The organism is Candidatus Cloacimonas sp., from assembly GCA_035403355.1.
Taxonomy (GTDB): Bacteria; Cloacimonadota; Cloacimonadia; order Cloacimonadales; family Cloacimonadaceae; genus Cloacimonas.
Genome location: DAONFA010000029.1, coordinates 11,631 through 29,480, shown reverse-complemented (window position 1 = coordinate 29,480; position 17,850 = coordinate 11,631). Strand labels below are relative to the sequence as shown.

Here is a 17,850-nt window from a genome sequence, read left to right as displayed (position 1 = left end):
GTTGCCAGGGAAACGACAAGATGTCGTTTCTCCGGATCGGAGGGTTGACCTCCTGGTCAACCAAAATTCGGAGGGTTGACCTCCTGGTCAACCCCAAAAAATAACATCCCAATTTATTCCGTTACTTCCAATTAAGTATAAAGAATTAGCTCTGTTGCCAGGGAAACGACAAGATGTCGTTTCTCCGGATCGGAGGGTTGACCTCCTGGTCAACCAAAAATAACACTCCCAATTTATTCCGTTACTTCTAATTAAGTATAAATAATTAGCTCGGTTGCCAGGGAAACGACAAAATGTCGTTTTTCCTGAATGATTTTACCAAACAGAAGCTGTGCTCCGGTTTTTAACTGGATTTATATAATTTCTTTGTGGACTTTATTTAATTACTTGTTGTCTGGTCATTTATTTAACGATTCTTTAACAATTCTTTAACAATACCTTAACTTTGCTAAAGAGTCGCTAAAGAAATGTTACAAGAGCATAAAAGTAACGCAAGGCAAGATAAAAAGAGAGAAAAGGTAAAATAAACGGAGTTTACATTTTCCAAGGTGCTAACGCTGCCGTAGCTATCAATGTGCTGCTCTTCGGACTTTTTATCCAGGAAGAACGATGTCTCAGCCATTCAACAATGTCCTCCGGTTACGATTTTGTTGTGTGGTCGGAGCTCTCTAAAGTTCCGCCTATTTTTGTTTAGGGAAACTATTTCAGCGAAGGAACGGCGGCCTCCGGCTACCCAAACTTAATATTTACTAATTACCTAATCTCCATCTAATTCAATTGCCAGGGTTATTCTTCATTATTTAGTTAGAACCATCTTTTTAGTAGAAGAATATTTGCCGGTATTTAACCGGTAGAAGTATATTCCGCTGGCAACATTTCTTCCGTTTTCGTCACAGCCATCCCAAGAAACCTGATAGTAACCTGGACTATTGTGATTCTGATTGAAAGTTTTTATCTTCTGTCCTTTCAAATTGTAAATTTCAATTGTTACCTTACCGGTTTCTTTTAGAGAATAACGAATATTCGTATTGGGATTGAAAGGATTGGGAAAAGCATTATATAGTTTGGTCGTCATTGGAACTGTCGGTGGAAGAGGTGTTTGAGCAGGATCGCCTATAGTAACCGTTATAGGACCGAAAAATTCACTGCTGCCATCCAGAGCTACGCTTTCCAACCAATAAAAATAGACCATATTAGTATAAACTTCAAAATCAATATACTTATAGCTGATCTGAGTTCCTGCCGCAGAGCCATTATCAATGATAGAGCCATTAACAGTAATAGCATTTGGCAATTCTTTATTTTCCCCGCGCAAAATATTATAGCCGGAATGATTTGTCTCGCTTTCTGCAATCCAGGAAATGATAACGAAATTGTCAGAATTTACAACAGCAGTAAATCGGGAAAGAGTGACCGGCAAAGTGGGATCAACCCCTTCCGTAATTAACAAAATAACACCATCTTTAGAACCAAATTCTACATTGGACATAGTGATAGTTCCAGTGTTACCTGCTTCTACGGAACAGGGATATGAACTTCCATAATGCCATTGTCCGTTATAAAAAATAAGGCAATACCAATATCCTGAACCGAGCTTTATAGATAAATTTCCAGAGCCGGAACCCGCTAAACCTATTACTATGGGTTCTATAAGATTGATATAATTCGGCAAAGCCATAACTTGTGGATGATTGGCTGTAACGGTATTATTAATATTCAAGGGGATATTGGATGTTAAAGTTATCCCTTGTATTTCTGTTGGATAATTGGCTGGAATATCGCAACTTATATGAACATCATCAAGGTAAACAGATTGCGAGCTGTTACCGCAATAATGGAATCCTAAATAGATTATTTGGTCTGTATAATCGGTTAAATCCAAATTCGTTTTCTGCCAGGATGAATTATTTGCAGGAACAGGATTCCAGTTATAATTTTGCGGATTCATATCGTTTGCTATTCCCCATTCCAGCATCTCAGAGTTATTAGTAAAAGACCAAAAGGAAAGATTGTGATGAAAAGCACTAACTAAAATCGGGGGACTGAATAAATAACGGTTATAATCTTCAGATTCTCCATAAGCGCTAAATTTAAGAGAATATTGCCCATTGAAAGTATGATTATAATCACTGTCGGGAAGAATGTCATTATTACTATGAATAATTTTTGTCCATCCTGCAGGTAGAACATTTTCTTCAAAATCTTCCAACAGGAGACCAGCCAAGTATGTAGAACCTCTAAGAATTACATCATATTGAGCACGCAAACCATAACTGATACGGAAGATGGCATTTTTATCACCGGTGGAATGAGGATAAAAACGAATAGGGATATGAACACTTTGGTCTGTTTCCAAATGAGCATCAAGATTAGAATAATCAACTTCAAAATCATTATTATCTCCTAAAAGAGAAAAGTTATCTGCAGTAAGGTTTAAAGTTCCATCGCCAATATTAGTAATCGTTACATTAACATAATCTGTTACAGAACCTACCGCGGTAAAAGGAAAGATGATTTCTGCCGGATTATAGCTTAAAATTGGTATATCAGGTAATATATGAATCTGAAAATCATCAATCCCGAAACTCCAGTTTGTAGCTACCGATTCATACTGATAAAAAGCAAGATAAATTGTGTGATCTCTATAAGCACTTAAATCTAAAGAGTGCTCTGTCCAGTCAGTATTATTACAGGAAAAAAACCCTAATTCCTGCGTAAAAGAAGATATTTCGGAATCGGTATAAGAAAGCAGAACTTTATAGGAATTTGTATATGAGGCATTTTCTACCATATCAAACCATTTGATTTGCACATTCACATTCGTTAAATCTAAAGGAGGAGAAATAAGATAATCATTAATATTACCCATACCTTGGGCAGCAAAAGGATCGGAGTGTGCGGGAATATTACATTCATTTGTTTGCCTCCAGGTGTAACCGTCGTGATTAGCATTTACAACATACCAACCTAACGGAGCTGGCGGATTTCCATACCAATCATTATCAAAGGTTTGCAAATAGGGGAAATCATCTCTGGTTAATGTTGGATCATCCATCACCGTAAACGACCATTCTTCAATCGGATATTTATCTGAAGCATAACCATATACATTATGCGGATCAATCTTCCAGTAATAGGTATTACCATAATCTAAAATACCAGGATTATAATATGCCTCTTTTTGAAGGGTTTGAACTTTCGGCGGATTAGGATTTTTACCAAAATAAACATCATAACCGGAAGGACATCCTCCCCCACTATACCAATGCAAAGATACATTATTTAACACATTATTTCCCCCGTTATCGGGATTGGGGTTAATTGCTGGAAGCGGGGGTTCATTTTGCACTAAAAACTCAATATCAAAAAGAGTTACAGGTCTATTGTAATTTTGTGTTAAATTCTCCGGCTGGGAATCATCTGCATAACCCCCTCTACATAAATATGTATTTCCCGTTGCTGTATAAGTATAGTTCGGTTTATTAGCTGACCAATTTTCAAAACCTTTCACAATAAGGATATGAAGATTGCCATTGGCATTATATAAATAGGGATTTGCCAGCGTTATTTCAGCCCAACCTGAAGTGCCGAAATTATTGGGAAAGTAACCTGAATAAACTAATGTATATTCAGAATAGGGAGGGGCAATTGTTGCCGAAGGCAAACTTGTAGCAGAAGAAGTTTTCATATATATACTGACATTGGAGATTAATACTGAGGTAGAACCATTATTTTTGTAGAAGGCAATTTTATTGATCAAACATTCAGAACCAATTTCTCCTGATGTATAAAGCATTTCATAAGTAGAGTAATTATGAAATCTATTCACTGGAATTAAACCGTTTGTGATTGATGCAGGATTTCCTATAATGAACTGATCTCCGTAGATGAAGTTGGATAGGGAAATCAATGCTAATAGAAATGCGAAGAAAACTTTTTTGCCGCTCATAATTATAACTCCTTTAGCTTATTAAGAAAATAAAAGATGATGGGGATTTCGGATACATAGATTGGGAAATATTCGCTGCTTACTCTATCGTTTTTTAACAGTAGCATAAAGAATGCAACTGATAAACATAAAATGGTGAATAAGACAATACAATAGGGATAATTTGCTGCGTAACCCAAACAAGATATATTTATATCTCCTGCTTTTCCCAAAGCAAAATCGCTTGCAAATATCACTATGGGATGCCTCAAGCCATTGCCCATAATAATACCTCCCCAAAAATATCTGCTTTTTAGTCGCTTTTTGCAGCTCTGCTTTGAATGTTAAAAAAACTGCAACAGCAGACAAAAGCTCCTATATAAAAAAAACTAAACTAAACAAGATTATCAATTTTTAAACCACTTTACTCCTTAATAAAATTGCAATTTCCTGTCAAGAAAAATATTCTCCCCCATATAGTAAAAGTAAAAAGTATCCGCCTTGTGTATCCTTTCCCAAGTGAAAATAGCATTTAGAGCTTAATACTACTGTTAATCATTACAAAAATAGTTATCGGGGTCATCAAAGAACTGGGAATTATTTTGAGGAATGGAACAAGCATTGCTTAATAAACAGTGGAAGACAAAATAAACGCAGAAAGGTCGTTAGGTATGAAAAACATAGCTTTATTGGCTGTACTATTATTTTCAGCAGTGGTTCTATTTGCAAATGTAACTATGAATTACTCCCTGGAAACACCGAAAATTGAGACCAAAGAACAATTCACAAAAGTGACTTTGGAAAAAGCTCAGAGTTGGGGTCAACCCGGAAATCCCGATTTGCCCTGGTTTGGGGTAAAGCTTTTGTTACCTGCAGGTTTTGAAGCAGAAAAAATAGTTGTTAACAGATATAATCCTGTTACTTACACTTTAGATAAACCCATAATTCCGATTCAAAAATCCTACCCTTTTTCGCATACAAAAATAGAAACACCGGAAAAGCCCAATCTTGAAATTTACGGTTCTCCTCTTCCCTATCCTCAAATTACGGATAACGGATTGAATACTTCTTTTATGTGCGGTCAACCGATAGCTTTTTCGGCAATAAGTCCCTTTGCCTATTATCCTTTAACCAACGAGCTGGTATTTTATAGAGAATTAAGTGTGGAAATTATTTACCGTAACAGTGCCAAGGCAATAGAAGCGATGCGTTTTTTGAAACAGGATGCTTATACGGCAAAGCGATTGCAAAATTCTGTAGATAATCCTCAAAGCATAATTCTTTCCCGCACGAGGGAACCAGGAATTGAATATCTGATTGTAGCGGATGCAGCAAAAGTAACTCAATGGACTCCCCTAAAAACTTTTCACGAATCACGGGGAAAAACAGTTCTTATCAAAAGTATTGGTGATATAATTGCTGAGACCGCAGGAGCAGATACTCAGGAAAAACTACGCAATTACATTATATCTCTATATGCTACTAATCCATTGCGCTATGTTTTTCTGGCTGGAGATACCGATGTAATTCCACATCGTGGTTTTTATGTAAATATAGATAACAGCAGCGAAGGTGTTGATGCAGATATACCTGCTGATATGTATTATGCTTGTTTGGATGGAAACTGGAATGATGATGGCGATAGCAATTGGGGTGAAATTTATGAAGAAGACCTTGCTCCGGAACTGGCTATCGGTCGTTTTTGCTATAATAGCGATACAGAAATAGACAATTTCCTGAATAAACTAACCCTGTATAGCAATGCTCCTGTAGCAAATGAAATAAAATCAGCGTTTTTTGTTGGCGAATGGTTGTGGGATGGACCTACCTGGGGCGGTGATTATATGGATGAAATGATAGGTGGATGTAGCACAAACGGTTATACCACCATCGGAGTTCCCACTTCCTGGAATATAACTACTTTATACGATAGAACTTATGGAGCCGCCGATTCCTGGGGTGCAAGTGAGATTCGTCCTCTTTTAAGTGCGGGACCAAACCTGGTAAATCATTTAGGACATTCCAATACTACTTATACAATGCGTTTATCCAATAATCAGGTGAGTTCCTCTACAATAACGAATAATGGCATAAACCACAATTTTTCCACATATTTTACTCAGGGCTGTTATTCCGGTGCTTTTGACAACCGCGAGACCTCTCCCGGACAATATACTTCGGATTGTATAACGGAAAAAATGACTTCTATAGCCACAGGACCCGTAGCAATGATTTCTCATTCGCGTTACGGTTGGGGAACTCAAGGTAGCACTGATGGAGCTTCTCAATACATACATCGGCAATTTATAGATGCAATCTTCGGAGAAAACATTTATGATTTAGGAAGTGCGTTGCAGGATTCCAAAATAGATAATATACCTTTTATCAGCAATACTCCTGTTATGTATTGGGTCTCGTATGAAACTAATCTTTTTGGTGATCCGGCAATGATGTTGTGGACAGATACACCTCAAACCATAATTGCCAATTTGCCTCAGCAATTGTTAGTAGGTGTTAATAACTATCAAATTCAAACCAATGCACCTTATGCTGAATTTATTCTTAAAGATGCGCAGCAAACTGTTTGTAAAACTACCGCCGATGCAAATGGATTACTTATCGTTAATTTCCTTGCTCCTCTTTCTCCTGGAACTTATTCCGTTTATATCAATGCACCTAATTTCTATGCTTTTAATACTACAATTACAGCAACCGCAGCTCAGATGCCCTATCTTATGTGTAATAATATCAATGTAAACGATGATGACGGACTTTATCAGCTCGGGGATACTCTTTCTTTGAATTTCTATATTAAAAATGTAGGTTTACTTGACCTTTCAACTCCCGGAACTTTAACCCTTTCCTGTAATTCATCCAATATTCAAATAATATCTCCCACTGTTTCTTTCGCTGCCATTAGTGCAGGGGATTCCGTAGCAGTGAACACAGCATTCCTTTTCAGAGTAGTTGGCAATTATAATGATCATACCAGTATTTTATTTACTATCCGAGCGAATTACGATTCCTATCTTTCCAACAGTAATTTTTCCTTAAATTTGAATGCTCCGGTTTTGCAGTTGCTTTCATATCAGGTAAATAATTTGGATGCTATCATCTTACCCGGGGATACACCTTCAATCAGTTTCAGCATTGCCAATAACGGTAGCGGATATGCTTACACTCCGATGATGATTTTGTTTAGTAATTCTCCGGATATTATCTTGGGGCAGGATGAGGTCTTACTTACTTCTTTAGCTCCCAATACTACTGCAGATTATCAAAGTGCCATAAACTTGCAGATTTTGGACAGTGCAATATTGGATACCAATTATCTTATCAACTATATGTTTAGCGCTGAAAACGGAAATCTGGTAGAAGGCGATTTTATGATTCATCTCGGAGCTCTAAATTACACTTTTGAAAACGATTATCAAAACTGGGAAGCCATTACTCTCAACAATAACTTTGTTAATCAATGGCATCGTTCTTCTTATCGTAATCATACTGAGAACGGAACTTATTCTATGAAGTTTGGAGGAACCGGTTCAGCTCAATATTCCGGTAGCGCTTTCGGAGCTTTGGAAAGCCCTGTATTTAATGTTAATCCCGGTTGCGAATTAAAGTTTTACCATTGGATGAGTGCCGAAAATCATAGCACAAATCATAGCTATGCCTGGGATGGCGGTTTTGTGCAAATGAGTGTGAATGGTGGCAACTGGAATCAAATAACCCCTGTAGGTGGTTATCCTTATAAGATATATAATAATTCCGCTTCTCCTCTTTCCGCTGATACTTGGGTTTATTCCGGTTCACTTGATTGGACAGAAGCAACTTTTGAGCTTGGCAATATTAGTGGAACAGCGCAATTCCGTTGGGTTTTTGGCAGCGATGGTTATGTTAGCGGTGAAGGTTGGTATATTGATGATGTGCATGTAGTTGGCTATGTGGAAAATGAAGATGAGACAATTCCTTCCTCTAAAGAAGTAGTTTTATATGAGAACTATCCTAATCCCTTCAATCCGGAAACGACAATCGTGTTTTCTTTACCGGTTAGAATGCCTGTTTGCCTGGAGGTCTTCAATGTTAAGGGGCAGTTGGTAAATCGTTTGCTTAACGATACTTTGCCTGCTGGAACTCATAGAATTGTTTTTAACGGCTTGGATATAAAGAAACGCAATATAGCCAGCGGAGTGTATTACTATCGCATAACAACTCCTTCCGGAGTACAAATGCGCAAAATGCTCCTGCTGAAATAGATATGCTGAAACTAACTCCTGCTACGAAGGTTCTTGTTTTAACTGGAGCCGGAATTAGTGCGGAATCGGGTATCAGCACTTTTCGCGATAGCGGTGGTTTGTGGGAAAATAATAGAGTTGAAGATGTTGCCACTCCGGAAGCATTTTCAGCTAATCCAGCTAAGGTTTGGGAGTTTTATCGGCTACGCTATGAAGACAGCATAGCTAAGAAGCCCAATCCTGCTCATTTTGCTTTAGTAAAACTGGAGCAATTTTTGGGTGATAACTTTTTGTTGGTTACCCAAAATATTGATTCATTACACTTTAAAGCAGGTTCTCAAAGAGTTCTGGAAATGCATGGTTCCCTTGCTGATTGCATTTGTATCAATTGCGATAATAAATTTGCCCTGAAAGAAGTAAATTATCAGCAGAAAATTCCTGTTTGTCCTTCCTGCGGGGGAATTTTAAGACCGGATATTGTATGGTTTGGTGAAATTCCGCATCACTTGAATTTGATTGATGATGCTTTAAGAGAGTGTTCTGTCTTTATCATAATTGGCACCAGCGGAGTGGTCTATCCAGCAGCAGGTTTTGTGCTTACGGCAAAATTGATGGGAGCTAAAACAATAGCTGTAAATTTGGGAAAACCGGATAATCTTGTTTATATTGATGAATTTTATCAGGGTAAATGCGGAGAGATTTTACCCGGCTTAGTGGAACAATGGATTAAAGGATAGGTTTTATTGCTCACAGATTACACGGATAGGATTGTAGGAACGAGGATTTTAGGATTTAAGGATTTTGAGGATTTAGTAGGTCTGGGATGAACAGGATTAAAGGGACTTTAGGGATTAAATAGTAAAAACAACATAAACCATACAAAGTTCCATCTCTCACAGATTATACAGATTACACGGATATGATTTTTGCTTGGAATATAGTGCCATAATGAGTTATGGGTTGATAAAATTTATCCTCTTCTTCCCTACTACTCTCTCAAATGCCACTTATATGTCTGTTTATAGATACTAAAACTTTGTTTGAGAGCTCTTTCATAAACATATAGCAGGTAATAAACACTCCAGCAAGGAAGCTGGGTAAACAGAGCTCTCTGTGGCTCTGCATAACTTTTTCTTGCGGAGGAACGCCATCCTCCATCAATCCAGTAATGACTCCTGACTTAAATAGAGAACAGAAAACAACGAGGACATCGTTTACACTGGAAAGAGAACTCTTGCTTTTCATTTTTTCGTTGACGCTAACCCTGAACTAATAAAGATGGCAGTGGAATTTCTTTTAGCAAAATAAGGAGTTGTAATGCGTAAGTTCTTTATAGCTGTTCTAATGCTCATTGTGCTGTTAGCCGGTTGTAAAAGTTCCGTCCAATCCAATAAGGTTAAAGTTATTTTTTGGCATGGCATTAGCGGTCCCTTGGGAGAAACCCTGAATAATATGATTGGCGAATTTAACAAAACTCATAAAGATATTGAAGTAATAGCTAATCCTATCAGCAGTTACAATGCTCTTTCCCAGAAACTTATGGCTTCCATCCAAGCTAATAATCAACCCGATATTGCGCAGGTATATGAATCCTGGACTGCCAAATACATTGAAGCAGGTGTATTGTGTAATCTTGAGGACTTTATGAATGCAGACACAACCTGGACAAAAGACAACCTGGAAGATATCTATCCTGTTTTTTTGAAATCCAATACTTTTAATGATACTATCTACTCTTTTCCTTTCAATAAAAGCGTGCGTGCTTATTTTTACAATAAAGATGCTTTTTATAGAGCCGGTCTTGACCCTAATCATTTTCCTGCCAATTGGGATGAATATCGTTCCTATTGCAAAATCCTTACTAAGGATAAAAATAACGACGGGAAACCGGAAACTTATGGCACCAATTTAAATGTTAACGAATGGCAGTTCATCAATTTGCTCTATCAAGCCGGAGGAACTATTTTAGATGAAAAAGGCAAGCCCCAACTAAATAGTCCGCAAGCAATTGAAGCATTAACTTTTTTAACGGATTTGTTAAATAAAGATAAAACCGTTTATCTGGTGCGTGAGTTTGAAGGCCAGAATGACTTTCTGGCAGGAATTGCAGCTATGTATGAAGGAAGCAGTGTCTCCATCACTCATATGCGTCAGCAACCCATTAATTTTAATATTGGTTATGCTCCGCTGCCCACTTATAGAACTAATAAAAGCTCCATCAGCGGAACTAACATAGTAATCTTTAAAAGCGGAGATAAAAAAAGAGAATGGGGTGCATGGGAATTTATTAAATGGTTTACAGATACAGAACAGACAGCCCGATGGAGCGCTGAAACCTGTTATATGCCTGTGCGGAAAAGTGCTATGCAATCTCCGATACTGCAGAACTTTTTAAAGGACTCTCCTCAATTTCAGGGTATGTATGACCAATTGGAGACAGCTGTTTTTGAACCTCAGATTTCTGCCTGGTTTAAAGCCCGAATGGAACTGAAGGATTGCCTGGAAAAAGCTATGCGGGGAATATCTACTCCCAAACAGGCATTAGACGAGATGAACCAAAAGTTTCAAGCCATTATTGATGAAGAAAAGTATCTAAAAAAATTATAGCTATCACCCCAACGAGGTATAAATGTTACTTAACTGTGCTGAAGAACTAATCATATTAGCCATAGATGATCAAACCAATTCCTTCTACAGGATTTCCAATATCAATATCAATGTAGCTTTAATTGGAGCGCTTTTAATGGATTTGGCTTTGAGAAAGAGAATTGATGTTGATTTGAAAGGAATCTATGTTCTTTCTACAGAACCGACAAATGATAAATTTCTGGATACTATCCTGGAGAATTTAGTTGAAACTGAAGCAGGAAATCAACCAGCCGTTTTAGTAGGCCAGCTTTACAATTCTATGGTGCACTTGAAAGATAAACTACTGCAATCTTTGGAAGAAAAAGGTATTATCAAAGTAAGCCAATGTAAGGTGTTATGGCTGTTTAAACAACGCCGCTATCCTGTTATTGACCAGAAAGAAGAGGAAGAAGTCCTCTCTCGCATTAAAAGAACCGTGTTAACCGATATAAAACCTGATCCCAGAGAAATGGCTTTAATTGCTCTATTACAAATTTGCGGACTGATGGATAAAATCTTTACAAAAGAGGAATTGGAACAACGCAGTGCACGCTTGGAACTTTTAAATAATATGGATCTTATCAGTCCTGCCGTAAAGAGAATTATTGGCGAAATGCAGGTTCTGATTACAACTACTTATACAACCTGAAAATTTCAGGATTACATATAACAGATAACGAATATAGGGATTAACGAATTCGGGTTCAGCAAATTATTGAATGATGTTTGAAAAGAGGTGCAGCGTTCGTAACAAAACAAAACACCCTACCCGAAATATTGTTTTTCCTTGACTTGGATGACCTCAGCAAAATTTTTGCATACAATTAAGAGCGGGCATAGCTCAGATGGTAGAGCATTAGCTTCCCAAGCTGAGGGTCGCGGGTTCAAATCCCGTTGCCCGCTCCATTTTTTTCCGCAATGATGATGTCCTCATCAACCATAGTAAACGACAGGGATGTCGTTTTTCCGCAATGGTGACCTCCTGGCAACCATAATAAACGACAGGAATGTCGTTCATCCAAATGTTTAAGGTGCAACTTTCAAAGCAGGATTCTGGGTACTTGCCTTGATATAATAAAATCCCCTGCTACCACTTACATCAGGGAACTGTAAGTAAGAAGTAGTTCCAATTAAAGTGAAATTACTGTAAGGATTATCACTGCGATATATTTGATAACTGACAGCGTTGGGAACTGCATTCCAGTGTAACAAAATACTTGAGCCCTCATTAGTAATTGTTACAATAGGTGTTTCCAGAGAAGGATAATAACCGCTACCTGTTAAAACAAGATTGAAATTGTGATAATTAGTTGCATTACTCGTGATAACCAGATTTCCATTATATAGCGTCTGAACCGTGGGTGCAAAAGTTATATTAAAAGTCAATGAGTTACCTGCTTCTATAGAAAACTGCAAGTTATTACGCTCTTCATTTTTCGCATCTTTGAACATAGTATATTCCTTTCTTGCCGGAAAAGCAAGAGAATAACCATTCGGAACCGAAAAATAACCTGCCAGTATCTGATTTCCGGTATTTTGAAGGGTAAAAGGTAAAGTTACTGAATTGCCAATTTCCACGGCTCCAAAATTCAATTGACCGGGGTTAACTGAAATTAATGCATTTTGAGCTTGGGAAGGAGCAACAATTTTAATATTTGGTCTATTACTGGAAATATTACTTCCGGTAAAAACATTAGTTTGGTCATTGTTATCGCTCCAAGCATAACAATAACCATTAGTAACAGTTGTATATTGAACTGTTCCGGAAGAATTATAAGCGCTTACAAGCCCAAAAGCAGTATCTACAACAATATTATCAGTTCCATTCCAATGAAAAGGAGTAGTAAGAGTAAGCATATCCCAGCCACCGGAAACAGGCATATAGGATGCATTTGTATAAACAGTAGTCATTCCCGTTGCTGTTTGCCAGGAAGACGCATTAGTAGCAGTTGTGTGTTTCATTCGGATTAAGAAATTCGGTAAAGCATAAACTGGAGAGCCGGCTATATAAAAACCCAGCTGTAAAATATCTACAGGTCCGTAAATCCCTGCCGCATTTAGTTCTGCAGCAGTATAAACAGATTGACCGTGCGAACTTCTAAAATAAATATTTATCGGACTGGCATTAGAATTTCCGGTAACGCTTGTTCCACTACCAATTATTGCTACGCTGGAAGTAGCATTATTTGGAGTTGCCTGAACAGTTGAAGAAGGAAGTGATTCATTAGTTCCGGAAACAGAGGTTAAATAATAAGAATAGGTTGTGCCATTAACAACATCTACATCATAATAAGTATGTCTATTAGCTACATTATCATATAAGGCATTATTCCGGTAAATATTATAACTATCTATGTTTCCTGTAACTGGTGCTACCCAGGATAAAGTAACTATTCCATTTCCCGCGATAGCTGTTAAAGCAGTAGGTGAAAAAATTATACTGCTATCTGCAAATATTTTAAAGCGGATATTAGGTAGATTGTTGGTAGCGGAAAGATTTGTAGGAGCTGAACTATCATCACGATTTTGTCTTGCCTGGGATGATGCACTGCTGGCATAACTCCAATACGGGTAATTACTTATCCATTGCTGATACCCTTTCACACAGAGGACAGAAAGATTTTCAACTCCATTGTAAAGGAACCTTGGGTTTAGAGTAATTTCCATCCAACCGGAAGTTGCATTATTAGGAAAAGAACCGTTATAAACCAAAGTATAGCCATCCAAATTATATTCTCCGGAGCTGAGGTTTGTGCTTTGAGTATGTTTCATATAAATAGATACACTTTCTATCGGGTTTTCATCTCCACCTTGAGCTTTATAATAAGCAAGGGACTTAATTTCACCTGCAACACCTATTTCGCTGGCAAGATAAATTGCTTCATGAGCAGAATAGTTATAATATCTATCCAAAGGATAAGTTTGCGTTCCAGTTCCAGTCCCGATTGTAATTTCTAAAGGTGCTCCGATTTCCAGAATAATATTCGTTGAGGCAGAATAAATTCCGGCAACAGCAGAACAAAGAATATCAGCCATAGTTCCAACAGCAACTGAAGCATCTGCGCTAAGAGTAAAAACAAGAGTAGCAGTTCCGTTTCCAGCAATAGAAGCAAACTGAGCTGTTCCTGTAATAATATTAATTTCTTCGTCAGAAGTAGTAATTGCTACCGTTCCAGCCGGGCTGGCTACTTCTCCTGTATTCAGTAATTGCACAGAAAGGTTTGCAGTTTCACCGGGGTCTAATATTCCATCATAGTCACCATTAGAATCTAAAATAGTATAAGTTCCAAATTCAAGTATAGGAACATAAACCTCCAGAGAAAAGGAATAATTCCAATTTAATCCACTGCCTGAAAGAGCCAAAGTAAAGTTAATTGTGTGACCTCCAGGGCAAGAAGGTGAAACACTTAAATTAAAATTGTTTTGAGGTAGAGCTTGAGAATCCCCGGCAATATTTCCGTAATTAGCTGTGTTATTATTAATTGTTACAAAAGAATCGGAACACCTGAGAACAGATGTAACATTCTCTGCAGCAGAAAATCCGTTATTTATAAGCAGAACTTGCAGTTGAGCTGTTTCACCAGGTTCCAGATGGTTATTAGCATTGGGGTCAAGAATAGTTGTTCCGGCAATATTTAAATGAGGGGTGTCTGAGATAATTTCCGGTGTGCTGATAAATAATGCTTTTTCGTTGCTCAAAGGGCTTGCCGCGGTAGGATAAGAATTATTGAAGGTATATTCCAGTCCATCAGTTCCGTAGTGGTCTTTAATACCAATAGTGCAATAATTTCCATGGGATATGTATCCCCGCTACCCTGGTCTATATTATTAAAGACCTTATATTGCAGTTTGATTTGCCCATCATTAGTTATAGTAGGATAATAAACCGGATTATATAATATTGCTTGAAAGGTCTCATTAGTTGTATTGTCAAATCCCGATATTACATTATACCATTCCACCACAAAATAATGATTCGTGGAATTATAATAAGTATAAACTCCGCTTCCAGTTCCCAGCTGCAGGTCATCCCAGAAAGCAGCAATCATTGGGTTAGGTCCTCCAGCTCCAGGTAAACGCCAATTTCTCCAATCCGCATCTTGGGTAGCACCAAAAGCAATAAAGCCATTGGAAGAAATGGATGCCTGGGTATATTGCCTGCCGTAATAAGTAAAGGGAAAAGGTAAATTAACTGTTTGAATAGCTACAGCATTAGTAGCATCACCTTCATCAAAAGTATTACCAGGGTCTGTTAATGATAGTAATGTTCCACTTCCTCCTTCAGCAGGAGCTATAGGAATCCATTGATAGGTGGGGCAAAGTGAATAAGCAATATCCGTTTGATCATAAATAAAATATCCGTAAGCATCCTGGCCTAAAGGATCGTGAACAGTAGTTGTTCCGATGGTAATGCTTAAGTGTAATGTTTGCGTATAACCATTAGCGTTAGAAAGTGTAAGAATCAATGGAATTACCATTCCGTTTATACTGCTGCCCCGAGCGAAAATAGTAAAACTGTTAGAACTATTAGTAACAGTAGAATTGGGTGCAATATTACCAAAATAACCCTCAGCATCCTGAACCACGATATAATTACTGAGCGACTGTAAATTGCCGTAAACATTTTGGAGAGTAGAAATACCTGTGTTTTTCAGCGAAAAAGTAAAAGGACAGGAAACTCCCGGAGTGATAATATTACCGGTTATACCGACAAAAGTATAGCTTTGCATTGCCAAGTTACCATTACGAATGATTACAGGGATGTTTATAGTCCAGTTATTGCCAGATGCTTCAGCCGTAAGAATTAAAATAGCAGTATGTTGATCAGGGCAGGCAGGAGAAACGGAAAACACAATGGGAGTAATGTTTTCGCCATAATTACCGGCAGTAATATCCCCAAATTCCAAGCGATCATATTGTATCAAATTAACATAAGAATCTGTAGTAGTTACCCTACCATTAACAAACAAAGTAGATGAACAAGTATTTTTCACAGTTACATAGAGGTTTACTTCTTCTCCGGCATTAAGTGTTCCATCGCCATTTCCAGTAGCTGTATCATCATCCAGAACATAACTGTCATATACAATTCCTCCATTTGTATTTACAGTTATTGTTCCAGTAAATGCCATATAATCATCCTTGGCAACTGTTAAAACCAGGTTCTCACTTAAATTGGAAGGCAGATTTATAGTAGCAAAACCGGTAGCATCCGTAATTCCGGTTAACTGTAAACCGGAAGTTGTAGTTAAAGTTACATAAGCACCTTCAACGCTTTCTCCGTTATTGTTTGTTGTTCCAATTCTGACATTGGTTGAGCCGGCAGGAATAGTTGCCGGAGCCGTAACGGTAAAACTACCGGGAGTTCCTACATAAACCATAGCTGTAGGATCACCCATCAGATTACAAAAACCAGCAAAATCCAGTGCCTGAGTAGGATGGCTTATACCGTAAATAGAATTCAGGTATAACTTTGCATAAAGCATTGCAGAAGACATATCCCTCATTCCCAAATTATAAATTCCGTGAAAGATGCCTACATCCAAACAATTGTTCATTGGTGTATGCGTGGATGAAGTAGCCATTCCAATAGAAGTTATGGCACCTCCTAAAGATGCAGCGGTTCCATAACGAATAACTTGTTCTGTAGTAGAGGTTTGAGAGGAACCATAGAAAGTTCCGGTGTTACAGGTAATAAATACTGAATGAAAGAGTTTGTAGGAATTATATAAGGAAGACATTGAGGCAGGCCAACTATTCATTCCAATGTAACCCCGGAAGTTATAAAAGGCAACACCTTGATTAATGGCACTATTGGTTGTTGTATTACTGGGGCTGGAACCATAGACCTCAGTATAAGTATATGCAGGATTAATTTCTTCCGAAATATCACGAATGTATCTATTTGTATAAATCGTTGAGATACCTGAGGAGCTGGAATCTCCTACTAACACCATTCTATTCAACCAATCAATAGGATGCTGGCTGATATTCTTTTCCAGAGAAATGATTTTTGCCAAAATTACATCCAGATCAGAAGTAGAATTAACGGAAATCCTGCCAATCATCACATCACCCAAGTTATCATTTCCCGCCAGCCAGGTATATTGATAATCCACATAAGAGCTATTACTTGGCACTGCAATATTTCCATCTGTATCTCCAATTAAAGTAATATAATCGGGACGAGTGGATGCATTGTTATAAGCATTTTGAATATAACTTTTTACACTTGTATTGGATGTTCCGGTAACACTGGTGCTAACAGCGTTTACAATAAAGCCCTTTTGCTTTTTCCAGGTAACATATTCATTTATCTTTGCCTGATAGATCGCATCTGCATTATTACCATAAATAACCAGCATCACAGGATTCCTGTAACTAACATTCCGGGTTTGCCTTACGGAATCATAATTTAAGATAAGCCCCTTGTAAATACTATCAAAACTGCAAGAAACATCAATATCCGAACTCAGTTCGTTGCCAGCTGTCCGATTATCAAAATTCAGGGTTATATCCAGATTTTCACTAATAAATAGGGTCCGGTTATTCCGGTTATATTGAAAGGGATAAATGTTTAAAGTTATTACTCTGAAATCACGCAATATCTGTGGCTCTGAAATTACAACATTATTGGCAGGATAAAGAACATCAGAATATCTACCCTGTTGACTTTCTCGCATCAAAGCATCATTAAAATCAGCGGTAAATTCGTTAATTGTGGATTTTGAACTATTGGAAACAAGAAGATTCACCCCTCCCCTATTGGGAATAGCAATCATTGTAGAAAAAACAGGGAGTGTTTCTTCTTCATCTATAAATAAATAGGGAGTATCTTGAACTTTTATTTGTTTTCTAATTTCACCCTTATCATCAATTTGATTAATCTGCCATTTAGGTAAAGAGAATTGAATTTTTATCTCTGAACTACTGGAATTTATTATGCTAAAGGCATTTTTATCACTGCCGTTATTGGCAAATATTGCTAATGGCAACAGAAAAATGGCTACTAATAGCAATGTTAAACATTTAGATTGTTTCATTTATAACCTCTATATT

General features: G+C 37.6%; 7 protein-coding genes and 1 tRNA gene. 5 read left to right on the top strand and 3 right to left on the bottom strand.

The annotated features are described in order from the left end of the window. Positions 1–796: 796 nt before the first annotated feature. On the bottom strand, positions 797–3,949 hold the full coding sequence (locus PLE33_07490; protein ID HPS61092.1) for a choice-of-anchor J domain-containing protein: 3,153 nt from the start codon (positions 3,947–3,949) through the stop codon (positions 797–799). Between the two features lie 650 nt (positions 3,950–4,599). Here PLE33_07490 and PLE33_07485 point away from each other — a divergent pair. The 5 genes from PLE33_07485 (at position 4,600) to PLE33_07465 (ending at position 11,697) form a co-directional block, all read left to right on the top strand. Next, a complete protein-coding gene (locus PLE33_07485) occupies positions 4,600–8,184 on the top strand; it encodes a C25 family cysteine peptidase (GenBank protein HPS61091.1) in 3,585 nt (1,194 codons plus the stop codon). A gap of 2 nt (positions 8,185–8,186) precedes the next feature. Next, entirely contained in the window at positions 8,187–8,900 is a 714-nt protein-coding gene (locus tag PLE33_07480; GenBank protein ID HPS61090.1) for an NAD-dependent deacylase, read from the top strand. A gap of 580 nt (positions 8,901–9,480) precedes the next feature. Then, on the top strand, positions 9,481–10,770 hold the full coding sequence (locus tag PLE33_07475; protein ID HPS61089.1) for an ABC transporter substrate-binding protein: 1,290 nt from the start codon (positions 9,481–9,483) through the stop codon (positions 10,768–10,770). Positions 10,771–10,792: 22 nt separating this feature from the next. Continuing rightward, positions 10,793–11,440, top strand: a complete 648-nt coding sequence (locus PLE33_07470) for a GPP34 family phosphoprotein (GenBank protein ID HPS61088.1) — start codon at positions 10,793–10,795, stop codon at positions 11,438–11,440. Positions 11,441–11,621: 181 nt separating this feature from the next. After that, positions 11,622–11,697 (top strand) — tRNA-Gly (locus tag PLE33_07465). A gap of 120 nt (positions 11,698–11,817) precedes the next feature. On the opposite strand, the gene PLE33_07460 is transcribed toward PLE33_07465, so the two are convergent. Continuing rightward, a complete protein-coding gene (locus PLE33_07460; GenBank protein HPS61087.1) occupies positions 11,818–14,490 on the bottom strand; it encodes a hypothetical protein in 2,673 nt (890 codons plus the stop codon). Beyond that, entirely contained in the window at positions 14,487–17,834 is a 3,348-nt protein-coding gene (locus tag PLE33_07455; GenBank protein HPS61086.1) for a C25 family cysteine peptidase, read from the bottom strand. The genes PLE33_07460 and PLE33_07455 overlap by 4 nt, the downstream gene beginning before the upstream one ends. Positions 17,835–17,850: the final 16 nt, after the last annotated feature.

Coding starts and splice junctions, on each gene's coding strand:
- PLE33_07485 (HPS61091.1), top strand. CDS start 4,600: ATGAAAAACATAGCTTTATTGGCTGTACTATTATTTTCAGCAGTGGTT.
- PLE33_07455 (HPS61086.1), bottom strand. CDS start 17,834: ATGAAACAATCTAAATGTTTAACATTGCTATTAGTAGCCATTTTTCTG.
- PLE33_07480 (HPS61090.1), top strand. CDS start 8,187: ATGCTGAAACTAACTCCTGCTACGAAGGTTCTTGTTTTAACTGGAGCC.
- PLE33_07470 (HPS61088.1), top strand. CDS start 10,793: ATGTTACTTAACTGTGCTGAAGAACTAATCATATTAGCCATAGATGAT.
- PLE33_07475 (HPS61089.1), top strand. CDS start 9,481: ATGCGTAAGTTCTTTATAGCTGTTCTAATGCTCATTGTGCTGTTAGCC.
- PLE33_07490 (HPS61092.1), bottom strand. CDS start 3,949: ATGAGCGGCAAAAAAGTTTTCTTCGCATTTCTATTAGCATTGATTTCC.